At 70.6% G+C, this 23,268-nt stretch carries 23 protein-coding genes and 1 pseudogene; 11 read left to right on the top strand and 13 right to left on the bottom strand.

The genetic code is table 11. The annotated features are described in order from the left end of the window. Nucleotides 1–996: IS256 family transposase (locus tag ACFP2V_RS24110; RefSeq protein ID WP_381216258.1), on the top strand; the 996-nt coding region annotated here is incomplete at its 5' end. Then, nucleotides 993–1,511, top strand: a complete 519-nt coding sequence (locus ACFP2V_RS24105) for a GNAT family N-acetyltransferase (protein ID WP_381216255.1) — start codon at nucleotides 993–995, stop codon at nucleotides 1,509–1,511. The genes ACFP2V_RS24110 and ACFP2V_RS24105, both read left to right, overlap by 4 nt. A 211-nt stretch (nucleotides 1,512–1,722) precedes the next feature. Here the strand turns inward: ACFP2V_RS24105 and ACFP2V_RS24100 are convergent, their stop codons facing one another. Both ACFP2V_RS24100 and ACFP2V_RS24095 read right to left on the bottom strand, forming a co-directional pair. Continuing rightward, nucleotides 1,723–2,472, bottom strand: coding sequence for an ABC transporter permease (locus tag ACFP2V_RS24100; RefSeq protein ID WP_381216252.1), 750 nt, complete (start codon nucleotides 2,470–2,472; stop codon nucleotides 1,723–1,725). A 220-nt stretch (nucleotides 2,473–2,692) separates the two neighbouring features. Further along, nucleotides 2,693–3,724: an ABC transporter substrate-binding protein gene (locus ACFP2V_RS24095; protein WP_381216249.1), complete on the bottom strand. Its 1,032-nt coding sequence runs from the start codon at nucleotides 3,722–3,724 to the stop codon at nucleotides 2,693–2,695. Nucleotides 3,725–3,988: 264 nt separating this feature from the next. Between ACFP2V_RS24095 and ACFP2V_RS24090 the strand changes: the two genes are divergently transcribed. Continuing rightward, nucleotides 3,989–4,774 (top strand): ABC transporter ATP-binding protein, encoded by a 786-nt coding sequence (locus ACFP2V_RS24090; RefSeq protein WP_381216247.1) that lies wholly within the window; start codon nucleotides 3,989–3,991, stop codon nucleotides 4,772–4,774. Next, the gene (locus ACFP2V_RS24085; RefSeq protein WP_381216244.1) at nucleotides 4,771–5,745 is read left to right on the top strand and encodes an LLM class F420-dependent oxidoreductase; all 975 of its coding nucleotides are present in this window, start codon (nucleotides 4,771–4,773) and stop codon (nucleotides 5,743–5,745) included. Before ACFP2V_RS24090 ends, ACFP2V_RS24085 begins: the two co-directional genes overlap by 4 nt. Nucleotides 5,746–5,887: 142 nt before the next feature. Here ACFP2V_RS24085 and ACFP2V_RS24080 read toward each other — a convergent pair whose 3' ends face one another. The 3 genes from ACFP2V_RS24080 to uriH all read right to left on the bottom strand — a co-directional run bounded on the left by ACFP2V_RS24080 (nucleotide 5,888) and on the right by uriH (nucleotide 10,309). Continuing rightward, nucleotides 5,888–7,312, bottom strand: a complete 1,425-nt coding sequence (locus tag ACFP2V_RS24080) for an MFS transporter (RefSeq protein WP_381216241.1) — start codon at nucleotides 7,310–7,312, stop codon at nucleotides 5,888–5,890. 613 nt (nucleotides 7,313–7,925) lie between these two features. Further along, entirely contained in the window at nucleotides 7,926–9,365 is a 1,440-nt protein-coding gene (gene uriT, locus ACFP2V_RS24075) for a uridine transporter UriT (protein WP_381216238.1), read from the bottom strand. Beyond that, nucleotides 9,362–10,309 (bottom strand): uridine-preferring nucleoside hydrolase UriH, encoded by a 948-nt coding sequence (uriH, locus tag ACFP2V_RS24070; RefSeq protein ID WP_381216236.1) that lies wholly within the window; start codon nucleotides 10,307–10,309, stop codon nucleotides 9,362–9,364. The genes uriT and uriH overlap by 4 nt, the downstream gene beginning before the upstream one ends. Nucleotides 10,310–10,736: 427 nt before the next feature. Here uriH and ACFP2V_RS24065 point away from each other — a divergent pair, with 427 nt between their 5' ends. The 3 genes from ACFP2V_RS24065 to ACFP2V_RS24055 all read left to right on the top strand — a co-directional run bounded on the left by ACFP2V_RS24065 (nucleotide 10,737) and on the right by ACFP2V_RS24055 (nucleotide 13,958). Further along, complete coding sequence (locus ACFP2V_RS24065) at nucleotides 10,737–11,765, top strand: LacI family DNA-binding transcriptional regulator (RefSeq protein WP_381216233.1); 1,029 nt, start codon at nucleotides 10,737–10,739, stop codon at nucleotides 11,763–11,765. After that, nucleotides 11,762–12,661, top strand: coding sequence for a ribokinase (rbsK, locus tag ACFP2V_RS24060; RefSeq protein ID WP_381216230.1), 900 nt, complete (start codon nucleotides 11,762–11,764; stop codon nucleotides 12,659–12,661). Before ACFP2V_RS24065 ends, rbsK begins: the two co-directional genes overlap by 4 nt. Nucleotides 12,662–13,418: 757 nt before the next feature. Continuing rightward, nucleotides 13,419–13,958, top strand: a complete 540-nt coding sequence (locus ACFP2V_RS24055; RefSeq protein WP_381216227.1) for a YceI family protein — start codon at nucleotides 13,419–13,421, stop codon at nucleotides 13,956–13,958. A gap of 168 nt (nucleotides 13,959–14,126) precedes the next feature. Here the strand turns inward: ACFP2V_RS24055 and ACFP2V_RS24050 are convergent, their stop codons facing one another. The 4 genes from ACFP2V_RS24050 to ACFP2V_RS24035 form a co-directional block, all read right to left on the bottom strand. Then, nucleotides 14,127–15,293: a globin domain-containing protein gene (locus tag ACFP2V_RS24050; RefSeq protein WP_381216224.1), complete on the bottom strand. Its 1,167-nt coding sequence runs from the start codon at nucleotides 15,291–15,293 to the stop codon at nucleotides 14,127–14,129. A gap of 281 nt (nucleotides 15,294–15,574) precedes the next feature. After that, entirely contained in the window at nucleotides 15,575–15,970 is a 396-nt protein-coding gene (locus tag ACFP2V_RS24045) for a hypothetical protein (protein ID WP_381216220.1), read from the bottom strand. Then, complete coding sequence (locus ACFP2V_RS24040; protein WP_381216216.1) at nucleotides 15,967–16,281, bottom strand: hypothetical protein; 315 nt, start codon at nucleotides 16,279–16,281, stop codon at nucleotides 15,967–15,969. The genes ACFP2V_RS24045 and ACFP2V_RS24040 overlap by 4 nt, the downstream gene beginning before the upstream one ends. A gap of 91 nt (nucleotides 16,282–16,372) precedes the next feature. Beyond that, nucleotides 16,373–16,807, bottom strand: a complete 435-nt coding sequence (locus ACFP2V_RS24035; protein WP_381216213.1) for an ATP-binding protein — start codon at nucleotides 16,805–16,807, stop codon at nucleotides 16,373–16,375. 343 nt (nucleotides 16,808–17,150) lie between these two features. On the opposite strand from ACFP2V_RS24035, the gene ACFP2V_RS24030 reads away from it, so the two are divergent. The 3 genes from ACFP2V_RS24030 to ACFP2V_RS24020 are packed head-to-tail and all read left to right on the top strand — an operon-like array spanning nucleotide 17,151 to nucleotide 20,100. After that, nucleotides 17,151–17,846 carry a response regulator transcription factor gene (locus ACFP2V_RS24030; protein WP_381216210.1) on the top strand — a complete coding sequence of 232 codons (696 nt, stop codon included), beginning with the start codon at nucleotides 17,151–17,153 and terminating at the stop codon, nucleotides 17,844–17,846. Then, nucleotides 17,839–18,954 carry a sensor histidine kinase gene (locus ACFP2V_RS24025; protein ID WP_381216207.1) on the top strand — a complete coding sequence of 372 codons (1,116 nt, stop codon included), beginning with the start codon at nucleotides 17,839–17,841 and terminating at the stop codon, nucleotides 18,952–18,954. Before ACFP2V_RS24030 ends, ACFP2V_RS24025 begins: the two co-directional genes overlap by 8 nt. Before the next feature lie 3 nt (nucleotides 18,955–18,957). Further along, nucleotides 18,958–20,100: an endonuclease/exonuclease/phosphatase family protein gene (locus tag ACFP2V_RS24020; protein ID WP_381216204.1), complete on the top strand. Its 1,143-nt coding sequence runs from the start codon at nucleotides 18,958–18,960 to the stop codon at nucleotides 20,098–20,100. Between the two features lie 114 nt (nucleotides 20,101–20,214). Here the strand turns inward: ACFP2V_RS24020 and ACFP2V_RS24015 are convergent, their stop codons facing one another. The 4 genes and pseudogenes from ACFP2V_RS24015 to ACFP2V_RS24000 all read right to left on the bottom strand — a co-directional run bounded on the left by ACFP2V_RS24015 (nucleotide 20,215) and on the right by ACFP2V_RS24000 (nucleotide 22,692). Continuing rightward, nucleotides 20,215–20,610, bottom strand: coding sequence for a transposase family protein (locus tag ACFP2V_RS24015; protein WP_381216201.1), 396 nt, complete (start codon nucleotides 20,608–20,610; stop codon nucleotides 20,215–20,217). Further along, nucleotides 20,607–20,768 (bottom strand): annotated as a pseudogene (locus tag ACFP2V_RS24010) (zf-HC2 domain-containing protein); the annotation flags it as partial. The gene ACFP2V_RS24015 and the pseudogene ACFP2V_RS24010, both read right to left, overlap by 4 nt. Nucleotides 20,769–20,956: 188 nt before the next feature. Further along, the gene (locus tag ACFP2V_RS24005; RefSeq protein WP_381216197.1) at nucleotides 20,957–22,240 is read right to left on the bottom strand and encodes an MFS transporter; all 1,284 of its coding nucleotides are present in this window, start codon (nucleotides 22,238–22,240) and stop codon (nucleotides 20,957–20,959) included. Then, entirely contained in the window at nucleotides 22,237–22,692 is a 456-nt protein-coding gene (locus ACFP2V_RS24000) for a universal stress protein (RefSeq protein WP_381216194.1), read from the bottom strand. The genes ACFP2V_RS24005 and ACFP2V_RS24000 overlap by 4 nt, the downstream gene beginning before the upstream one ends. A 240-nt stretch (nucleotides 22,693–22,932) precedes the next feature. Here ACFP2V_RS24000 and ACFP2V_RS23995 point away from each other — a divergent pair. Continuing rightward, nucleotides 22,933–23,268, top strand: a 336-nt coding sequence (locus ACFP2V_RS23995; RefSeq protein ID WP_381216191.1) for a DUF1540 domain-containing protein, incomplete at its 3' end; no start/stop codon positions are given.

Genomic DNA, 23,268 nt, shown 5'->3' with positions numbered 1-23,268 from the left:
GACGAGGCCACCGGCGAGCGCAAGCGGTTCTCCTCCGCGATTCTGCCGCCGTGGTGCCGCAAGTCGCCGAAGATCAGCGAGGTGCTGCCGCTGCTCTACCTGCATGGCCTGTCCTCCGGCGACTTCGTGCCCGCCCTGGAGCAGTTCCTTGGTTCCTCCGCCGGGCTCTCTCCCGCGACGGTCACCCGGCTGACCCAGCAGTGGCAGGCCGACCACGCCGCGTTCATGGACCGCGACCTCGCGGAGGTCGACTACGTGTACGTGTGGGCCGACGGCATCCACCTCAACGTCCGTCTGGAGGAGGCCAAGGCCTGCGTCCTGGTGCTCATCGGGGTGCGTGCCGACGGTTCCAAGGAGCTGGTCGCGCTCCAGGACGGCTACCGCGAGTCCGGTGAGTCGTGGGCCGACCTGCTGCGGGACTGCGCCCGCCGGGGCATGCGCGCCCCGGTGCTCGCGGTCGGGGACGGTGCCCTGGGCTTCTGGAAGGCGCTGGCCGAGGTGTTCCCCGACACCCGTGAGCAGAGGTGCTGGGTTCACAAAACGGCCAATGTCCTGGACTCCCTGCCGAAGTCCGCGCAGCCCGGCGCGAAGAAGGCCATCCAGGACATCTACAACGCCGAGGACCGCGACCATGCCGAGGCGGCGGTCACCACGTTCGCCCAGCTCTACGGCGCGAAGTTCCCCAAGGCGGTCAAGAAGATCACCGACGACCAGGAGCAATTGCTGGCGTTCTACGACTTTCCGGCCGAGCACTGGATCCACCTGCGGACCACGAATCCGATTGAGTCGACCTTCGCCACGGTCCGGCTGCGGACCAAGGTCACCCGCGGCGCCGGCTCCCGCACCGCCGCCCTGGCCATGGTGTTCAAGCTCGTCGAGTCCGCCCAGCAGCGATGGCGGGCCGTGAACGCACCCCACCTCGTCGCCCTCGTCCGGGCCGGCGCCCGCTTCGAACGCGGCCGGCTGGTCGAACGCCCCGAGGCGGTCGCGGCGTGAGCACCCTCGCGGCTCAAGCCATCGGCACCAGGCGGCTGGACCTGCTACCGCTGCACGTCGGGCACGCCGAGGAGATGACCGCAGTGCTGTCCGACCCGGCCCTGCACACCTTCACCGGTGGCGCTCCGGACACCCCGCAAGCCCTGCGCTCGCGCTACCAGCGCATGACCGCGGGCTCTCCCGATCCGGCCGTCTCCTGGTTGAACTGGGTGATCCGGCTCCGTGATGAGTCCTGCCTGACGGGCACCGTCCAGGCGACGGTCGGCCCCTCCGGCGACGGCCCCGTCGCCGAGATCGCCTGGGCGGTGGGCACCCCATGGCAGCGAAGAGGCATCGCCACCGAAGCAGCCCAAGGACTCGTCGCCTGGCTAGGCCGGCAGCCGGTGCACACCGTCATGGCCCACATCCACCCCGAACATCGGGCGTCCGCCGCCGTCGCCGCTGCCGCCGGGCTCACACCCACCGACGAACGGCACCACGGCGAGATCCGATGGCTCCGGAGCATCGGACGATAACTTCAACGATCCACAGATCTTGACTATTACTCCCCCTCACGTTCTTTGACTCACTCGTGAGGTATCGGCCGTCGTCATGTCTCCATGACCGTTCCTGAGGCGGGAACTTCGCTGTGGAGGGTCCATTGGCACACAAGACCGGCACCCAAGGCCTGTCCACAGGACAAGACCAGCTCACAAGACGGCCCCGCACAAGGCCGGCCGGCCGCGGTCAGTCGCGCGTGGTGGTTTCCCGGACCCATGGCAGCGCGAACCGCTCCATCAGCACCAGGGCGAAGTAGAGCATGATACTCATCAGCCCGATCAGGATGATCGCCACCCAGGCGGCGGCGGCGTCGCCGACCCCGCTGGCCTGCACGATCAGGTAGCCCAGCCCGCTCTCACCGGCCTGGAACTCGCCGATGACCGCGCCGATCGCGGCGAGCGGCATGGCCACCTTCAGCCCGACGAAGATCTGCGGCAGCGCGGCGGGCAGCCGTACCTTCCGGAACATCTGCCAGCGTGAGGCGTCCAGTGAGCGCGCCAGCTCGGCCAGGTCCGCCGGGGTCGACGTGAGGCCGGTGGCGGTGGAGAGCACGATCGGGAAGAAGCAGAGCAGGAAGACCATGGTCAGGACCGGCTTCTGCCCCCAGCCGAGCGCCCCCACGAGCAGCGGCCCGAGCGCGATCTTCGGAACCGCGTTGACGGCGACCAGCAGCGGCGTGAACATCCGCTCCAGGAGAGGCGAGACGGCCAGTGAGAGCCCGATCAGAACTCCGCAGACGGTGGAGAGGGCGAAGCCCGCGACCGTCTCCACCGTGGTGTCGCCGGTGTGCTCGAGGAACCGGGCCGGGGTCGCCGTGAAGGCCGAGAGCACGGCACCTGGCGGAGGCAGCAGCGCCGGGTGGACCACCGTCAGTACCGAGGTGAGCAGCCACCACACGCCGAGGGCGACGAGCAGCCCGGCCGGGGGCAGCAGCACGGTTCCGGCGCCCGTCCCGCGCCGCGGGCCGGGCGCCGGAACCGGCGCAGGCTCCGGGCCCGCCGCCGAGGTCTGCCGCCGTGCCGAGAGTTCGGTCGTCCCCTCCTCGGCCGCCCGGTCCCTCCTTTCCCCCGAGCCGCTCAGCACGGAGCCGGGGCGACGACGCCGATGCTCTCCGCCGGTCGCCGACAGGGAGCGAACGTTCGGGCAGCCAAGGCGATCAGGCTTTCGGCGCGAGGTCGAAGTCGATGATCTGCTCAGGGGTCACGTTCTGCGGCAACGCATCCGCCTCCCGCAGGATCGCGATGCTCTTCGCGACCCGCCCGGCGTCCAGTGTCCCGATCGTGGAGCCGGAACCGCCAGGCGCCACGTACGCGGCCATCAGGTCCAACTCGGCTGCCGCGGCAGCCGGGTTCGTGGCGTCCACGTTCCGTCCCAGGATCTCGGCGGCCTCCTCGGAGTGGGCCAGGCTGTACTCCAGACCCTTGAGCAGCGCGGCTGCGAACCGCTTCACCATCTCCGGCTTCTGCTCGGCGATCTTCGTCGAGGTGATCAGTACGTTTCCGTAGAGATCGGGCATCACGTCGCCGTACGGCAGGAGGACGGCCTTCTTCCCGGTCACCGCCTCGATGGTCGGCTTGCCCACCACGAACTGGCCGATGCCGTCCACCGAGCCACTGGCGAGCGTGCCCATCAGGGTCTGCGCGTCGCCGTTGACCCAGGTCACCTCACCGGCGTCCACCCCGGCCATTCGGGCGTACGTTGGGAAGAGGCTCCGTACGACGGAACCGGGTGTGTCGGCGAGCCGCTTGCCCTCCAGGTCCTTCGGGACGGCGATGCCCTTGCCCTCGGTGGTGGCGATCGCGGCCATGGTGCGCTGCTGGATGGCGGCCACCGCGACGAAGTCCTTCGTCCGGCCACTGCCCATCTGCAGCAGACCGCCCGTCAGGTCGATCGGGCCGAACTGCGCCCGGCCGCTCGCGACGGCCGGTATCACGCCGCCGGTGCCCTGGCCCGGCTTGATCTCCACGTCGAAGCCGGCCTCCTCGAAGAACCCCTTGTCCTTCGCGACCCAGGCGTACGCGTCCCGGCCGAAGTTGCCGAACGAGGTCAGATAGGTCACCTTCTCCTTCTCCGCCGCCGTGCCGTTCGCACCGGAAGCCGTGTCGGAGCCGGATCCATCGCACCCCGCCACCAGCGTCAGCACCGTGGCCAGGGCCGTCGCGGCGACCGTACGGGCGAGTCTGCTCATGTGCACCGTGTTGTCCTTTCCGACCGCCGGCCCGGGCCGGCGAGGGGCGTCGAGACGGAACGGCGTAAGGAAACCGCCGCAGTGCAGGACACTTCGCGCGAGCGACAGCGTACGAGAATCCCGCCCGTGTGACACCGGATGCGAAGAACTTGCCGGTACGACGACAGGTACCGCCGAGCCGCCGATCCGGCTAACCTGACGGCGCGTTACGCATCGGCCGACGTTGTTCGTCGCCAGTGGACGGGGGACGGGGGAGAGCTCCGGATGATCAGCATCTCCGGTGTGTCCCGGACCTTCAGCAGTCGGTCCGGTTCCACGGTGGCACTCCAGAGCATCGATCTCCACATCGCCGAGGGCGAGTTCGTGGCGGTGGTGGGCCGGTCCGGGTGCGGGAAGTCCACCCTGCTCAGGCTGATCGCCGGACTGCTGCCGGCCTCCGAGGGCGAGATCACCATCGGCGGCGAACGGGTCACCGGAGCCCGGCGGGACGTCGCCATGCTGTTCCAGCGGCCGGCCCTGCTTCCCTGGCGGTCCGTTCTCGACAACGTCCTGCTGCCCGTCGAGATCTTCGGCCGGCGCAAGGCCGAGCACCGGGACCGGGCGTACCGGCTGCTGGAGACGGCAGGTCTGGCCGGCTTCGAGAAGCACCGGCCGCACGAACTCTCCGGCGGTATGCAACAGCGTGTCTCGTTGTGCCGGTCGCTGATCGGCGGGCCCCGCGTCCTGCTCATGGACGAACCGTTCTCCGCCCTCGACGCGCTCACCCGCGCGGAACTCGCGGCGGAACTGCAACGGGTCCACAGGGAGAACTCCGCCACGGTCGTCTTCGTCACCCACTCGATCGACGAGGCGGTGCTGCTCGCCGACCGCGTGGTGGTGCTCAGCCCGCGCCCGGGACGGATCCGCGAGGTGGTCGACATAGGCATCCCCCGGCCCAGGGCGCTGGGCCGCACCGCGCATCTCGGCGAAGTGGCCCGGTGCAACGCCGAACTGTACGACCTGCTGATGGAACCGGATGCGTCGGCGCAGGCCGAGAGGGAAGGGCGATGACCGTGCGGATCTGCGTCTTCACCGAGCCCCACCGCGGAGCCGACTACGACGATCAGCTGCGCTTCGTACGCCTCGTCGAGGCCGGCGGGTTCGAGGGTTTTTTCCGGGCCGACCACTACCAGGCGATGAGCGCCGATCCCGGGCTGCCCGGCCCCACCGACGCGTGGCTGACGCTGGGGGCGCTCGCCCGGGAGACCTCCCGGATCCGGCTGGGCACCCTGGTCACCTCGGCCACCTTCCGGTTCCCCGGCCCGCTGGCCGTGATGGTGGCACAAGTCGACCGGATGAGCGGCGGGCGGGTGGAGCTGGGCATCGGCGCCGGCTGGTACGAACGGGAACACATCTCGTACGGCATTCCGTTCCCGGCCGTTGAGGAGCGCTTCGACCGGCTGGAGGAGCAACTGGCCGTGATCACAGGTCTGTGGCGGACTCCGGTCGGTGAGGGTTTCAGCCACCGCGGTGACCACTACCGGCTGGTCGACGCGCCCGCCCTGCCGAAACCGGTGCAGGTGCCGGGTCCGCCGATCATCGTCGGGGGCAGCGGTCCTCGACGCACCCCGGAGCTGGCCGCCCGGTACGCCGACGAGTTCAACATGCCCTTCAAGTCGGTGGCGGAGACGGCGCGGGCCTACCGGCGGGTGGCCGAGGCATGCGACCGGACCGCGCGGGCCGACGCCGGCCGGCCACCGCTGGTGCTCTCGGCCGGTGTCGTGGTCGCGATCGGCCGCACCGACGCGGAGGCGCGACGGCGGGCCGCCCCGCTGCACGTCAAGAGCGCGCTGCCGCCGGAGGACCCGGTGGTCGGCTCCCCGGCCCGGCTCGTCGATCGGCTCGGCGAGTTCGCCGCGATCGGCGCGAGCCGGATCCATCTGCGCCTGACCGACTTCACCGACCTCGACCACCTCGAACTCCTCGCGAGTGAGGTGCTCCCGCAAGTGGAGGACGTGGAGCCCCCGGCGCCCCTCGCGTGAGGCCGCCCGCTACCCGCTCCCACGACGCGAAAGCGGGAGCCGCCCCCGACGGCCCTTTCTCTGTGGTCACGAAGCAGCCGGGAAGACGGCACCGTGTCCCTCTCCCCGCACGGGGAGAGGGACACGGTGGGACGCGGACGGCTCAGGGGGCCACGGTGGCGGCGGGGGACTCGTCCTGGCCGGCGGTGGCGTCGACGCCGACGGGGGTCTCGCCCTCGTCGAGGGCGATGTCCTTCGTCTCCTTGCCGATGAGCAGTGAGACCAGGGTCAGCAGCGCCATCGCGGAGAGGTAGACGCCGACCAGCCACGGCGAGCCGTCGGCGGCCTCCCACAGCGCCACCGCGATGAACGGGGCGACGGCCGCGCCGAGGATCGAGCTGACGTTGTACGAGATGCCGGAGCCGGTGTAGCGCACGCTCGTCGGGAAGAGCTCCGGCAGCAGTGCGCCCATCGGGCCGAAGGTCATGCCCATCAGGGTGAAGCCGAGCACCAGCCACAGCACCACGCCGAGCGTGCCCATGCCGATCAGCGGCACCCACACCAGCCCGAAGACCAGGATCGCGGCGGTGACCCAGATCAGGGTGGCGCGGCGGCCGTACTTGTCGGCGAGCGGGCCCGAGATCAGGGTGAACGCGGCGAAGAACAGCACCCCGAAGATCATCATCACGACGAAGGTGGTGTAGCTGTACCCCAGGCCGGGCACAGCGGCGTCCGTCGCGGTACGGCCGTAGCTCAGCGAGAACGTGGTCATCAGGTAGAAGAGCACGTATGTCGCCAGCATGAAGAAGGTGCCGAGGACCAGCTGCTTCCAGTGGCTGCGGAAGACGGTGGCCAGCGGCAGCTTCCGCACCAGCCCGGCCTCACGGGTCTTGGAGAAGACCGGCGCCTCGACGAGGCGCATCCGCACCCACAGGCCGATCGCGACCATCACGGCCGAGAACAGGAACGGAATGCGCCAGCCCCAGGTCAGGAAGGCCTCGGAGGGCTGCGAGGGATCGGCGCCCGCGCTGGACGGCAGGAACGCGCCGATGAGCAGGAAGAGGCCGTTGCCGATGATGAAGCCGAGCGGGGCGCCCAGCTGCGGGAACGTGCCGTAGAGGGCGCGCTTGTTCTTCGGGGCGTTCTCCGTGGCGACCAGCGCGGCGCCGCTCCACTCGCCGCCCAGCGCGAAGCCCTGGGCGAGCCGCATCAGCACCAGCAGCGCGGTGGCGATCCAGCCGGCCTGCGCGTAGGTGGGCAGCACGCCGATGAGGAAGGTGGCGATGCCCATGGTGAGAAGCGAGGCCACCAGCGTGCCCTTGCGGCCGAGCCGGTCGCCGAGGTGCCCGAAGACGACGGCACCGATCGGGCGCGCGACCATCGCGGCACCGAACACGGCGAACGACGACAGCAGCGCCGTGGTCGGGTCGCTGTTCGGGAAGAAGAGCGCGGGGAAGACCAGGACCGCGGCGGTCGCGTAGATGTAGAAGTCGTAGAACTCGATCGTCGTGCCGATGAGGCTCGCGACGAGGACGCGGGACCGCGAGTTGACGGGTGCCTGGGCTGTGTTGGTGGTGGGTGCGGGCATTTCTCGGTCTTTCGCACGAGGGCGGAGAACAGGCGCCGACGGTATGCGCCGACGGCCCGCACGGCAGCAGGCGTCTCCCTCCGGGGGAGTCGTGTGTACCGTACAGGCATCGTGAGGTTCTCAAGTATCTCACTTACCAGTCGGCGCGTACCAGGATGTGGGACGAACCCGAGGTGCCGGGCGCGGCGCGCTGAGCGCGCGGGCGTGCGAGTGACGGGAGCCGGCCCCTGACTCCACGTCGACGGCCTGGACGGTGGTCGAGAGCGACTCCGTACTGGTGGTCGACTCCGCCGTACTCCGGCGCGCCCGGTTTCCCGGGACCGTATCCGTCTGCCGCGCAGGCGAGTACGGCCGACCCCGCTGGTGCTTCCGGGCCCGGGGCGAGCGCGCCGCGGTGGACGGGAGCGCGCCGGGGCGGACCCGGAACAGCCGAACGGCGAACGGCGAACAGCGAACAGCGAACAGCGAACGGCGAACGGCGAACGGCCTGCGGCACGGGCCGGGAGGAATCCCGGGCCCGTGCCGCAGGCCGTCGTCATGCCGCCGCACCGGAGTGCCGTTCGGGTGCGGCGGCCGCCGGATCGCGGCGGTGCCGGAAGACCCGGATCAGTTGTCAGTCGCGGGTCTCGGCCTCCACCGGCTTCGGGATCATGAAGGACGTCGCGAAGGCGGCGGCCAGGATGATCACTCCGGCGATCATGCCGGCGGTGTAGTCGGCGGGCGACGTGGGGTCGTCCGGCAGGGTCGCCGTCTTGACCGCGTACAGCAACGCGAAGCTGAGACCGGCGCCGAGGTTGAACGCCCCCGCGTTGAGGCCGGGCAGGAATCCCGGGTTCTCCTTGGGGGACAGGACGATGCCGAGCCCGTTGAGCACGATGTTCGCCACGCCCGCGTAGGCGACGCCGACCAGGATCGAGGTCAGCAGCAGCATGACGCGGGACTGGGAGTCGACCGTAAGGATCATGAGGACCACGGCGACCACGGCCCCGACCAGCCCCAGCCGCAGGATGCGGCCGTACCCGTGCGTGGCGGCGAGCCGGCCCGCGAGGGGCCCCATGGCCAGGCCGGCCAGGGCGTACGGCGTGAGGGTCCACCACGCCGACTGTTCGGCGGACATGCCGAGTCCGGCGTTGCCGTCCTGGGCGAGGGCAGGGATCAGCCCGTTCATGACGGCGAACACGCCCGTCATGGTCAGCAGGGTGGTCAGCAGGGTCGCCCAGGTCGCGCGCTGCTTCAGGTGCCGCGTGGCGACCAGCGGATGCCCGCTGCGGTTCTCGGTCCGCCAGAACAGACCGAAGGCGACCGCCGCGACGACGACGAGGGCCGCGACGAGGAGCCAGTCGGCGTCGGCGAGCTTGCCGGCCTCGTTCAGCGCGATGAGCAGCGAGCCGATCGACGCGACGAGGAGTGCGACGCCGGGCCAGTCCATCCGGGTCGCGGCGGGTGCCTTGGTCTCGGGGGTCAGGGTGGCGACCAGCACGGTGGCCAGGACCGACACGACGGCCATCGTCCAGAAGACCGACCGGAAGCCGTAGTTGTCGGCGAGGAAGCCCCCGGCGAGGGCGTCGATACCGGCGATGCCGCCGTTGACGGCGGTGATCACGCCCAGCAGGGTGCCGTACTTCTTCGGTTCGCTCACCTCCTGCCGCAGCATGATCAGACAGAGGGGGACGACCGGGCCGGACACACCCTGGATGATGCGGCCGACGAACAGCACGGGCACGCTCGGCGCCAGGGCGGCGACGACGCAGCCGACGGCCATGAGGGCCAGCATGCCGGCCAGGACCTTGCGCCGGCCGATGACGTCGCCCAGCCGGGGCAGGAAGAGCGAGAACAGTGCCGCCGAGGTGAAGAACGCGGTCTGGGTGAGGCCGATCTCGGCCGAGCTGGCGCCGAAGCTCTCCTCGATGTTCTTCAGCGCGGGGCTGAGCATGCTCGCGTTCAGCTGGAAGGCGAAACAGGCGGCGAGGAGCGCGGCCATGAGCACGCCCACCCGGGTCGTGCGGCGGCCCGGCGAGACGCCGGGCCGGTTCGTGGTGGTGGGCACGCTCATGCCTCGACGTCCCCGATCCGCTCGAGGGCGTCCACCACGAGGTCCCAGAACCGCTCGCGGTCGAGCTCGACCGCGACCTGGGTGTGGCAGTCGGCGGGGGCCGGGGCCCGGAAGTCCGTCACGGTCATGCCCAGGGTCAGGCCGCCGGTGAGTTCGACGTCCACGGGAGCCTTGCGCACCGTCATGACGTTCGGGTCGATCACGTACGCGACCGCGCACGGGTCGTGCACGGGCGGGTGTTCGAAGCCCTGCGCCTCCTTGTAGGTGGCGCCGAAGAAGTCCAGGAGTTCGCCGACGAACTTGGCGGGCTTGGTGCCGACCGCGGCGATCTTCTCGACGACGTCGGGCGTCGCCAGGGCCTGGTGGGTCAGGTCGAGACCGACCATCGTGACCGGCCAGCTCTCGTTGAAGACGATGTGGGCGGCCTCGGGGTCGATGATGATGTTGAACTCGGCGACCGCGCTCCAGTTGCCCTCGTGGTAGCCGCCGCCCATCAGGACGACCTCGCGGACCCGCTCGACAATGCGGGGCTCCTTGCGCGCGGCGAGGGCGATGTTCGTCAGGCCGGCCGTCGGGACGATGGTGATCTCGCCGGGCTCGTGCGACATCACCGTGTCGATGATGAGGTCGACGGCGTGCCGGCGGTCCAGCTCAAGGGTCGGCTCGGGCAGCACCGGTCCGTCCAGACCGGTCTCGCCGTGGATGTCCGGCGCCGTTTCGATGGCCCGTACCAGGGGCCGCGGACAGCCGGCGGCGAAGGGCACACCGGTGATCCCGGCGATGCGCGCCACGGACAGGGCGTTGCGGGTCACCTTCTCCAGCGTCTGGTTCCCGACCACGGTCGTGACGGCGACCAGGTCGATGTCGGGGTTGCCGTGCGCCAGCAGCATTGCGATGGCGTCGTCGTGTCCGGGGTCGCAGTCGAGGATGATCTTTTTGGCCATCGGGAGAGCCCCTTTGCTCAAGGCGGAAAGGTGGTGAAGTGGATCTCTGGAGCGCCTGAGAGGGCTGCTACCGGAGGGCGCGCCGACTCACATGCCCGGCGCCGGCGGTGGTCTCCGTCACCGGGGTCACGGCAGCGACACGGAGCGATGGGTCGTCGCCGACGATCGGAGTGAACACCGCTGCACACCTCCCTGGAAACGGTTAGGAAATCGTTCTCCAAAAAAGTTCCTCATGAATCCACCGTTGTCAATGACGGACCTCTCACCAATCAAGGTGGATCAGCCGGGGCTTGATGGTGGCCAGGTGATAACGTTTGCCGGAACAATCCCGGAAGGCTGCTTCCCGCCAGTGAAATCCGCATCGAGCGAGGGTGCAGTCGAACCGAGTGAAGGGGGTCGGACAGTGACCGAGGTCACGCTGAAAGAGGTGGCTCGCGCATCGGGCTGCTCCGTCGCCACGGTGTCCCGGGTGCTGGCCGGAACCCGTCCGGTCGGTCCCGAGATCGCCCACAGGGTGAGGGAGGCGGCCGAGAGCCTCGGTTACCGGCCCAACCAGGTCGCCCGCGCCCTGCGCAGCCGCTCCACCGGCACCATCGGCCTCGTCCTGCCGCAGATCACCAATCCCTTCTTCCCCTCCCTCGTGCGGGAGGTGGAGCATGCCCTGCACGCCGAGGGACGTGCCGTGCTGCTCGCCGACTGCGACGACGACCCGGCGATCGAGGCGGCCCGGATCACCGCCCTGCTGGACCGGCAGGTAGACGCCCTGCTGGTCATCCCCGTCGACGAGAGACACAGCCGGGACGCGGTGGCGACCGCGGTGGCCCAGGTGCCGCTGGTGCTGCTGGACCGCGGCTGCGGTCCCGGCATCGCCGACTCGGTCGCGACCGACAACGCCGTCGGCATGGCGCTCGTCCTGGACCATCTGGCCGCCACCGGCCGCCGTCGCCCCTGCTTCGTAGGGGCGGCCGGAACCGACTCGGCGGCGGTCGAGCGGCTCGCGGCGTACGAGGCGGGGGCCGGTACCCTGGACCCGGAAGCCCCCGGCCGCGTCGAACTCGGCGACTTCTCGTTGGAGTGGGGGCGGGCCGCGGTGGACCGGATCCTGCCCTCCCGGCCGGACGCCGTCGTCTGCGCGAACGACCTCATCGCGGTCGGCGCGCTGCAACGGCTGCGGCAGCTCGGCGTGGACGTCCCGGGTGAGATCGCCGTCACCGGCTTCGACGACATCCCCATGGCGGACCTCGCCGACCCGGCCCTGACCACCGTCCGCCAACCCGTGCGCGAACTGGCCGCAGAGGCCGCGCACCTGCTCGGCCATCGGCTGGCCGAGCAGAAGGACGGGCCGCGACGGTCGATCCGTCTCGCCCCCGAACTCGTCGTACGGGCCTCCAGCGCACCCCGCGCCGCCTCGGCCCCGGACCCCGGAAGCACCCGCACCCCAGAGGAAGACCAGTGATCGCAGTCGTCGGAAGCCTCAACCTGGATCTCGTCGTACCGGTTCCCCAGCATCCTGTGCCGGGCGAGACGGTCCTCGGCGGTGGCATCGCCCAGCACCCCGGTGGCAAGGGCGCCAACCAGGCGGTCGCCGCCGCCCGGCTCGGCGGCGACGTCGCCTTCGTCGGCCGGGTCGGCGAGGACGACGCGGCCGGTGTCATGCTCGACGCCGTCCGGGAGGAGGGCGTGGACACCACGCACATCACCCGCACCCCGGACGTGGCGACCGGCCGCGCCCTGATCGCCGTCGACCCGGCGGGCGAGAACACCATCATCGTCAGCCCCGGTGCCAACGCCCGCCTGGGCGCCGCCGACTGCGAGGCCGCCGCAGGGCTGCTGCAGAAGGCGGCCGTGACCGTCCTCCAGCAGGAGGTCCCGGACGAGGCCAACCACGCCGCCGCCCGGCTGGCCGGCGGCATCGTGCTGTACAACCCGGCCCCCGCCGTCGCCGGCGCCGTCCCGCCGCCCCACGTCGACGTGCTCGTCCCCAACCGCACGGAACTGGCGGCGCTCACCGGCACGCCCGTGCCGGAGACGATCGACGACGTCGTCGCCGCGGCCCGCAAACTGACCGGGGCGGGCGCGGTGATCGTCACGCTCGGCGGCGACGGGGTGCTCCTCCTCGAAGGCGCCTCGCACCTGCACATCCCGGCCTTCACCGTCCGGCCCGTGGACACCACCGCCGCCGGTGACTCCTTCTGCGGCGCGCTCGCCGTCGCCCTCGCGGAGGGCCGCGCCCTCGAGCAGGCCGCCCGCTGGGCCTGCGCCGCCGCGGCGATCAGCACCACACGAGCGGGCGCCCAGCCCTCGCTCGCCCGCCGCGAAGAGGTCGACGCCTTCCTCGCCGGGAACAGCTGAAGCACCGTTCCGGCAAGAGGCGCCGGGTCCTGCCACGGCTGAGGGGACGGGGCGCGTGGCGGCGAGCCGGCGCCTGAGCTTCCGGCGCCTCGCCCGGCGCCCCGTCGGCGTGCCATCGGTGCTCTGCGACGGGGTGGCCGACGCCCACCACGTCGGCGCCGGCAGGACCACGGTCACCGAGCGGATGCTTTACGCCACCGGCGCCACGCGATCATCGCCGCCGCCGTCGGCTGTGCCCGGAACGGTGACCGCGTCAACCTCACCGGCACGCCCTGGCCATGTTGTTCGCCGACGAGGTGGAACGCTCCCTGCGCGTTCTCAGCGGCGCATCGGGTGGATCGTGCGGGTCCGGGCCGACCGGGACGCCCACCCGGACCGGGCCGTCGCCGGGGAGATCGTCGCCGTGGCGCGGGCCGAGGTCCGCACACGCGGGATCCACCGGGCCTGCGCCCGGGGCCTCAGCGCGGCTCACGGCGGACCGCCGAAGGCGTGGCCCCCCAGCCACGCCGCCGGTCCCGGCCCACGCCGAAGATCTCAACTTGAGAAAGAATCCGGCCAGGATCGTCTTGATGCGGCCTACACCTGTTGAATGGCGGTCTCCTGAAGCCGTATGTGCGGCTGTCATGCCCCCTCACCGGGAGATCTGATGGTCCTCCGCTCCCTCTTCCGCAACACACGGTCTGCCGACACCAAGCCGACACCGTCACCAGCTCCGCCGACGGGCACAGGGGCCCGGACGTTCATTGCCGACCCCTCCGTGGCCCAGCTCTCCGGGGAATGGCTGTTCGATCAGGCGCACAGCACCATCGGGTTCGCCGCCCGGCACGCCATGGTCACCCGGGTCCGGGGGAGCTTCACCGGCTTCGACGGCTGGCTTCTCCTGGACGGTGAACGACCGGAACGCTCCGGAGCCGGGGTGGTCGTTCGGGCGGCCACCGTCGACACCCGCGTCGCGCAGCGCGACCGTCACCTCTGCAGCGCCGACTTCCTCGACGTCGAGCGCTACCCGACCATCGCCTTCCGCAGCACCTACATCGAGCAGGTCGGTGAAGACCGCTTCCAGATGACGGGCGCCCTCACCGTCAAGGGCCGCACGCATCCGATCACCATTGACCTCCTCTACACGGGCTTGGTGGTCGACGCCTTCGGCGTCGAGCGGATCGGCTTCGACGGCACGGCCATCGTCAACCGCACCCAGTGGGACCTCACCTGGAACGCGATGCTGGAGACCGGTGGCCTGATGGTCAGCGAGAAGATCGAGCTCGAGTTCGACATCTCGGCAGTCCGTGTGCCCTGACCGCGCCCGGCGGATCCCGGTACGCCGACCAGCGCCGGGACACCGCCCCGGGGCGCCGGGTGCGGGCTCGGCCTCCTCGGCCGACCGTCACCGGTCCCCGTAGTCCTCCACCAGGTTGCCGATGAGACCGGCGGGAGGGGCGTGGTCGTGGTGCCGTGGCCACGACGGTCAGTCCAGGTCGGCCTGCCACAGGTCGGGGCCGAAGACCTCGTACTGGATGTCGCGCGGGGCGACCCCGCGCTCGATCAGCCGGCTTCGTACGGCCTGCATGAAGGGCAGAGGCCCGCACAGGTAGTAGAGGGCCTCGTCGGGGACGTCGGCGGCGGTCAGGTCCATCTGACCCTCGAAGACGCCGGCCACTGGTTCGAGGCTGTGCGCGCCCTTTTCGTACCAGAGGTACATCCGCGCGTCCCGCAGCGCCAGCACGTCGTTGACCACTTGCCGCCGCAGCGGGAAGGACGCCTCGTCGAGGTCGGCGTGGAGAAAGGTGATCGACAGCCCGGAACCGGCCGCGACCAGGTGCGACAGCATGCCCGCCATGGGGGAGATCCCGATGCCCGCGCTGGCGAACACCACCGGCCGCCCCGAGTCGTCGAGCACCACGTCGCCGTACGGCAGCGACAGCGTCAGGACGTCGCCCACCCCCACGGAGTCGTGCAGCAGCGCCGACATCTCGCCGTCGGGGTCGCCGCCCTCGCCACGCACCCGCTTCACCGAGAACTGGCGGTGCTCGCCGTCGTCGGCGCGGGTCAGACTGTACTGGCGCGGCTGGAGCTTCCCGTCGGGCATCCGCATCCGGACGGTGACGTACTGGCCCGGCAGTGAGGTCTTCACCAGGCGGTCGTCGTTCCGCTTGACCACGAAGGTGACCACATCGTCGGTCTCCTTGATCTTCCGCTCCACCTGCCAGTCCCGCCAGACCGTCTCCGGCCGGACCCCGCGGGCGCTGTAGAGGCCGCGCTCCTGGTTGATCAGGGCGTTGGCCATCAGCCAGTACACCTCGTCCCAGGCCGCGGCGACCTCCTTGGTGACCGCGTCGCCCAGGACGTCGCCGATCGCCCACATCAGGTGGTCGTGGACGACCTGGTACTGGTCCGGGCGGATACCGAGCGAGGCGTGCTTGTGGGCGATCCGGCGCAGCAGCTGCTCCGGCACCCGCTCCGGTGTCTCCACCAGGGTCGTCGCGAACGCGGCCACCGAGCCGGCCAGGGCCCGCTGCTGATGGCCGTGCGCCTGGTTACCGCGGTTGAAGACGCCGTCGAGGAGTTCGGGATGCGCGGAGAACAGATGCCGGTAGAAGCGCTGGGCGATCTCACCGATGTGGTCGGCGACCACGGGGAGCGTGGTGGTGATGACGGGACGGGACGGGACGTGTCGGAGAGCATGCGTCTTCCCTCCGGGGTCGGCGGGGATTTTTGGCCCGCTCCAGGTACCCGTCACCTCCTGCGTGACACGGCCTGTCAGCGGTCCATCGCGGCGTACGAGTGCCCTGGCGAAGGGTTCGCCGGTGCGTCGGGCACAGGCGTGATCGCGGAACACCTGCAGGCCCCGCTCTTCGAACACGGGCTCACGAACCGCTCACGGACGTGAACGCGACGGCGTTGCTGTCCGAGCTGTCACAGACTCATGACGACGACGCGGTCGCCGCAGAGCTTGCGCAGGTCGTCCTCGTCGGAGGTGAAGACGGTGACCGGCCCCGGCTGTCGCAGGGCGACGGCGGCCAGGGCCGCGTCGATGGCGTACTTGTGACCATGCAGACCGGCCTCCTTGAGCAGGCCGATCGCCTCCTGGGCGATGTCCTCGGTCACCGGCTCGACGTGGACCCGGGAGAGCGCCCAGTGCCACGCCGGGAGATAGGTTCGCACGTCGTACGCCTCGATCAAGGTCATCGACGTGGTCATCACTCGGACGCCGGCGAGCTGGGCCGCCTTGAGGCGTCCTTTCATGGCGGTGGCCCCACACACGGTCTGGGACAAGCCTTCGGAGTCGAGTAGATAGACGGCGTTCTTCATGCGACGTCCCGCTCCTGAGGGGCCTTGGCCTGTCCGACCTCCTGCTGCTCGGTGACACGCTCCGCGCGGACCCGCTCCGCATGGGCGTGCTCGATCTGCCGGCGTTCGGCCTCGGCGGCGGCCAGTTCCTCCTCGGTGACGGGGCCGTATTCCGTCTCCAGCCAGTCAACGAGCTCGCCGAGCCGTTCCTGCTCCCGTCGGCGCTCTATGGCCTGCGTGACATAGCGGCTGAACCCGCCGTGACCCACTTCGGCCCGGATGGCCTCGGCCAGCTCCTCGGGGAGCGTGACGGTGTACTTCTTGGTTGCCATACCGTCGACCATACTGCTCCAGTTCCTGGTGGGAGACCCGAGCGACGACGACCTCACCCCATCGAGTACGTCGGTGGACATGATCAGCCGCTCAGGAAACGCACTCGGCCCAGAGGGTCTTGCCGCCCGGCGGATACGGTTCCGTGCCCCAGCGGTCGGCGAGGGCGGCGACGATGGGCGGGCCACGGCCCGACTCACTGTGCGGCGGCGTGGCGGTGTCCGTCGCGGGGGAGGGGAGCCGGTCCCCGCGGGCGTCCGTGACCGCGATGCGGAGGACGCCGGCGACCGGGGCGTGGGTGAGGGTGAGGCGGAAGTCGCGGCCTTGGATCCGGCCGTGCAGCACCGAGTTGGCGGCCGGCTCCGCGACGATCTGCTCCGCGCGGTCGGTGACGTCGGGTGACGTCTGCCGGGCGCGCAGCTGCTCGTAGGTGAGCAGCCGGGCGAGGCGGGCACCGCGGTGGGTGGACGACAGCTGCTGTGCGAACGTCCGTACGGAGGCGGGAAGCTGGGGCGAGGCTGTGCTCATGGGGGCACTGTGGCGGGTGCGCGGGATGAGTCACGAGGCGCACCGCCCGTACGGTGAGTCAGCGTACGGACGCGTTCGGTGGACGGTGTGAATTCCGTTTGGCCACCACCGACCACGGAAACGGAAACGGTCTGCCGACTCCGTCGGCAGACCGTCATGCACGATCGAGGCTGACGGCGACGAGGGCTGTGACGGACGGTCGACCGCGTCCGGCGCGTCCGGCAGGGGCCTTTTCATGCTCTGCCGCCGTAGGTCCTACCCGCGGTCACGGCAATGCGGTGGTGCCGGCACCTATGTGGTTTTCGATATGCCGAGGATATGTGGCGACTCGTACCCTCGGAGCATGCGAGTGTTGATCGTCGAGGACGAGCCCTATATGGCAGAAGCCATCCGCGATGGCCTACGCCTGGAAGCGATCGCGTCCGACATCGCCGGTGACGGTGACACCGCTTGGGAACTGCTGAGCATCAACGCCTACGACATCGCCGTCCTCGACCGCGACATTCCCGGCCCTTCCGGCGACGAGGTCGCCAAACGCATCGTCGCCTCCGGCAGCGGCATGCCGATCCTCATGCTCACCGCCGCCGACCGGATCGACGACAAGGCCTCCGGGTTCGAACTCGGCGCCGACGACTACCTCACCAAGCCGTTCGAGCTCCAGGAACTCGTGCTCAGGCTCAGAGCACTCGACCGCAGACGTGCACACAACAGGCCGCCAGTGCGGGAGATCGCGGGCCTGCGACTTGATCCGTTCCGCCGCGAGGTCCACCGCGACGGCCACTACGTCGCGCTGACCAGGAAGCAGTTCGCCGTGCTCGAAGTCCTCGTCGCCGCCGAAGGCGGTGTCGTCAGTGCCGAGGAGCTTCTGGAGCGGGCATGGGATGAGAACGCGGACCCGTTCACCAATGCCGTACGCATCACGGTCTCGGCACTGCGCAAACGGCTCGGTGAACCCTGGGTCATTGCCACGGTGCCCGGCTCCGGGTACCGCATCGACACGCAACCAGCGGCCGGCCACGAGGGAGGGGACCGTGGCTAGGCAGCCTGGGTTCAGCGTTCGCTTCAAGCTCACCCTCAGCTACGCCGGATTCCTCATGTTCGCCGGCCTCCTGCTGTTCGCGGCGGTGTGGGTGTTCCTCCTGCGCTACGTCCCCGATCGTGCGATGCTCATCAACCCCGATGACAAGCTCAAGGGTGTTTTTCCCGTCCGGTCCGCCCTCCTGGACGTTTTCGCTCCGAGGGCAGCCGCAGTACTGGCGTTCCTGCTGGTGTTCGGTCTAGTGGGCGGGTGGATTCTCGCCGGCCGCATGCTCGCCCCGCTGACCCGCATCACGGACGCCACAAGCATGGCCACGAAAGGATCACTCTCCCACCGGATCCGGCTGCCGGGCCGCAAGGACGAGTTCCGTGAACTCGCCGACGCCTTCGACACGATGCTCGCCCGCCTCGAAGCGCACGTAGCCGAGCAGCGGAGATTCGCGGCCAACGCCTCGCACGAACTGCGCACCCCGCTGGCGATCTCGCAGACGCTTCTCGACGTGGCCCGCAACGATCCGACGCAGGACCTCGGCGAGATCATCAACCGCCTGCACGCCGTCAACACCCGGGCGATCGACCTCACCGAGGCGCTGCTCGTGCTCAGCCGCGCCGACCAGAGGTCCTTCACCCGAGAACCTGTCGACCTCTCCCTGCTCGTGGAAGAGGCCACCGAGACACTGCTCCCGCTCGCCGAGAAGCGCGGTGTCACCATCGAGACCTCCGGTGACATCGCCCCGGCTTTCGGTTCGCAGGCGCTCCTGCTGCAGTTGACGACGAACCTTGTGCACAACGCGATCGTGCACAACCTGTCCGACAAGGGCACGATGTGGGTCGGGACCGGCGCCGGCCCCGAGACCGTGGTGCTCACGGTCGAGAACAGCGGCGAGAAGCTCCCCCCGCAGTTGGTCTCGACTCTCACCGAGCCGTTTCAGCGCGCCACCGAACGTATGCGCAACGACCACGCAGGTGTCGGACTCGGCCTGGCCATCGTCCAGCGGATCACCGAGGTGCACGACGGGTCCCTCACCATCACCCCGCGCGCTGAGGGCGGACTCCGTATCGCCGTTCAACTACCCGCACCACCAGCACTTTCCCCGAAGGACATCTGATCAGTGAGTGAAGCACTACGAGAAGTTCCGGATGCGCGGCAGCGGGGCGACGCCGAGGAGCGCGCCGAGATCCTGGACACGGCTCAGGCCGGGCAGTGCGGCGCTGTTCGCGGGGACACCGGCTCGGGTGCCAGGCGTGCGCGTATCCGCCGGGCGATCCGCAGCCTCTCTGGGCCGTACCCGTGGAAACGCGGCCTGGTGCTCGCGGCGCTGGCGCTGGTGCTCGGCCTGCTCATGCTGCTGCATGCGGAGATCACGGACAGGGGCGGTCTCGGCAGCCTGGTGGAGACGTTCCTGCCGTGGTTCGGCCTGTTCATCCCGGTGCTCCTTGCCGGGGCGCTGTGGCGCCGCTCCGTCGCGGCGGTGGTCGCGCTGCTGCTGCCGGTCGTGGCGTGGCTGAGCCTCTTCGGCGGACTGCTCTTCGACAAGTCCCAGCCGGGCGGCGACCTCACCGTGGTCAGCCACAACGTCAACGCCGAGAACCCCGACCCGGCCGGCACCGCCCGCGACCTGGCCGCCTCCGGGGCGGACCTGCTGGCGCTCGAGGAGATGACCTCGCAGGCCGCGGTCGCGTACGGGAAGGAGCTGGCGAAGGCGTACCCGTACCACACGGTGCAGGGCACGGTCGGGCTGTGGAGCAAGCTGCCACTGTCGGACTCCCGGCCGGTCAACGTCCTGCGGGGCAATGCCGGGCCGCTGGCGGAAACCCGGCGGGCCGAGGACCTCCCTGTGGACCCGCCCCGGGCGCTGCGCACCACGGTGGCCACGGACCAGGGGCCGCTGGTGGTGTACGTGGCGCACCTGGGGTCGGTACGGCTGATGCCCAGGCACGGCTTCTGGACGGACTCGCGCGACGTCGGCGCGGTCGCGCTCGCCAAGGCCGTCGCCGCTGAGCAGAACGAGCGGGTGGTGGTGCTCGGTGACATGAACGGCACCACCGACGACCGCGCGTTCGACGGCCTCACCTCGCAGCTGCACTCGGCCCAGGAAGCGGCCGGGGACGGCTTCGGCTTCAGCTGGCCGGCGTCCTTCCCGATGGCGCGGATCGATCAGATCCTGGTGAGGGGCGTGGAGCCGAAGAACTCGTGGGTCCTGCCGGCCACCGGTAGCGACCATCTGCCGGTGGCGGCCAGCATCAGCTGGTGACCGCTGCCGCCAGCCGATCCCGCGAGAGCTCCACAGGACACAGCTCAGCGGCCGGCCACTCAGCCGGCCGCTCCTGGTCCTCCTCGGTCGTCAGTGACGGTTTCTCAGCGTTGATCACCTCCAGATTTCGTTGAGGGCGAGGGCGGCGCGGGCGATGTCGCCGATCCGGCTGGGGCTGAGGGTGACGTGTTGCAGCGTGCGCCGGCGCTGCTTGATCTCGGCCGCGGCGCGTTCGCCGAGAGCTCGGATGCCTCTGATCAGGCTGTTGGTGGTTCGCGTGTCGGTGTGCAGAGCCTGCTCCGACCGGCCTTTGGGACGGAGGACCGGAAGGAGGATGCCGGCGCCGATGTATCCCTTGTCGGCCAGGATGGGCAGCCCGTCGACGGCCATCCGTTTCCTGCCGACCCCGACCTTCAGCCCGGTGGCCTGGATCTCCCAGGCGTAGGCCGTCGGTGCGATGTCGGCCGCGCTCATGGCGGACGTCATGTGGTGTTCCTTTCCGATGGTCATCGATGGGCTCCCAGCGCGGAGTACGCGCCTCTGCGGGCGATCACGACACCGATGCCGAGTGCGAGGACCAGCCCCCAGACGGGCAGACCGCCCGTCTGCGGGGCGAAGGTCGTACGGCTGGTGGCCAGGGTCGGCGCCACGACCACGGCGGCCAGCACGCCGGCGCCCTACCCGGCGTCCCGGATCGCACGCTCACGTCAACCCAGCCGGCCCGGGGCACCATGAGCTCGCGAACGAACCATCACACGATCGAGCCGACTCGGCCTCGTCGTGTGCATTCCCCGGCGAGCAGTTACCAGCCCTCCTGGGGGCCGTCGGTTCGTGCGGTTGCCGACCCCGCGGGGGATCAGGTGCGGTCGGTTTCGGTGAGGGCCGGCGGGGGCTCTGGCGCGGCCCGGGTTTCCAGGAAGCGATGCCGTGGGGGGACACGGGGCAGGACGAGCAGGCCGAGGACGACCGCGGCCAGGCAGGCCGCGGCGCCGAGGCCCAGCCCGGCACGGGGGCCCAGGTACTCGGAGACAGCGCCGACGATGGGCCCGCCGACGGGCGTGCTGCCGAGGAAGGTGACCGACCACAGCGCCATCACCCGGCCCCGGAAGGACGGGTCGGCGACCAGTTGGAGGGTGGTGTTCCCGGTCGCCAGGAACACGGTGCCTCCCATGCCGACGCAGGCCAGGGCCGCCAGTTCGACGGGCAGCCAGGGAGCGACCGCCGCCGCCGCGGTCAGCGCGGCGGCGAAGGAGGCAGCGGCCCCGATCAGGGGGACGACCCCGGCCCGCCCGTAGGCGGCCACGGTCAGGCCGCCGGCCACGGCGCCGAGGCCCATGGCGGAGGCCATGAATCCGTAGGTGCGTGCGTCGCCGTGCGCCCCGGTGCGGGCAAGCAGCGGGATGACCACCTGGAATTCGTAGGCGAGTGTGCCGATCAGGGCCATCATGGCCAGCGGCGCCCACAGTCCCGCGGTGCCGCGCACGTAGCGCAGGCCCGCGGCCAGCTGTCCGGGCGCCTTCTGCAGCGCCGGGCTCGGCTGGAGCCGGCCGGTGCGCATGATGCGCAGGGCAAGCAGTACCGCGGCGAAGCTGGCGGCGTTGACCAAGAAGCACACACCCACCCCGACGGAGGCGATCAGGACGCCGGCGAGTGCCGGGCCGATCGCCCGGGCGGTGTTGGTCATCACGCTGTTGAGGCTGACGGCGCCGCGCAGCAGGTGCGGCCCGACCACCTCGGGCACGAACGTCTGCCGGGTGGGGTTGTCGACCGCGTTGACGGTGCCCAGCGCGACGGCCAGGAGCACGACCATCCACAGCCGTACGAGGTGAGTGGCGGTCAGCAGGCCCAGTAGCAGGGCCAGGGCCGCGAGGGCGGTCTGGGTGGCCATCAGCAGATGGCGCTTGTCGGCGCGGTCGGCGATCAGTCCGCCGTACGGGCCGAGAAGCAGCACCGGCAGGAACTGCGCGGCGACCACCAGCCCGAGCACCGTGCCCGAGCCGGTCAGCTGGAGCACCAGCCAGGACTGGGCCACGGCCTGCATCCAGGTGCCGACCAGGCTGACGGACTGCCCGGCGAAGTACAGCCGGAAGTTCGGCACCCGCAGCGCGGCGAACGTCTCCCTCCCGCCGCGCCGACTCACCCCGATGCCGCGTCGGCGGGGCCGCGGATGACGACCACCGGGCACGCGGCATGCTGGACGAGGTGCCGGCTGATCGAGCCCAGCAGCGCCTCGGTGAATCCGTCGTGCCCCCGGTTCCCCACGACCAGCAGCTCCGCCCCGCGGGCGGCGCCCAGCAACACCTCTGCCGGGTGCCCGTGCACAACCCGGACCCGGATCTCGACCGGCCGGTCAGCGCCGGGGGCTTCGTCGAGCGCCTGGATCAGGACCTTTGCCGCGTTGTCCGCGAAGTCGAACCCGGCGACCGCGGGGCCCGCTCCGTACCACTGCGGATACTGCCAGGCGGTCACTGCCTCGACCACGCCGCCCGTCAGAGCGGCCTGCCGCGCCGCCCACCGCAGGGCGGCCTTCGACGGCTCGGAGCCATCGACGCCCACCACGATCTGGGGGGCCGGCTCCGGCTCGATGCCCATCGCATGCCTCCTCACCGGTGCTGCGATCAGCCACCGTCACCATCATCGCCGTCCACGGCGCGCAGGGCATGGGACTCTTTCTTCCTCCACCCACCGTTGGGCACGGACGCCGCCGCCGCACCTCGGAAGCGCACACCGCCGCCGCACCTCGGAAGCGCACACCGCCGCCGCACCTCGGAAGCGCACACCACCGCGAATCCTTCGGCTTCGGCGCCGTCATCCGGCCCCCACCCCTCGTGAATGACGGATGCCGTCCGTTCGGGGTCCGCGCGACGGCCGACGGGCACTGCCCCTCGTTCGGCGCAAGTCCGCTGGCCACCGATGGTGCCGGCGGCCACGCTGGACCAGATGGGCCATGCCCACGTCAGCCGCCTGTCGTTCGCCCGTGGGCAAGCCGGAGAGACACACTGCTGCGAGGAGACCGCTGTCATGGAAATGCCCGCCGTGCACGAGTGCGTGGCCGAGGACTGCGCCTACAACCGGGACCGCGCCTGCCACGCTCTGGCCATCACCGTGGGCGACACGGCCGGCGTGGTGGTCCGGCACGCGCACTGCGACACCTTCGTCTCCTCTCCG

Origin of the sequence: Streptomyces incanus (genome assembly GCF_042656345.1) — a bacterium.
In the GTDB taxonomy this organism is placed as follows: domain Bacteria; phylum Actinomycetota; class Actinomycetes; order Streptomycetales; family Streptomycetaceae; genus Streptomyces; species Streptomyces incanus.
Note: the sequence above shows the minus strand (reverse complement) of the source record. Positions and strands in the feature narration are given on the sequence as shown.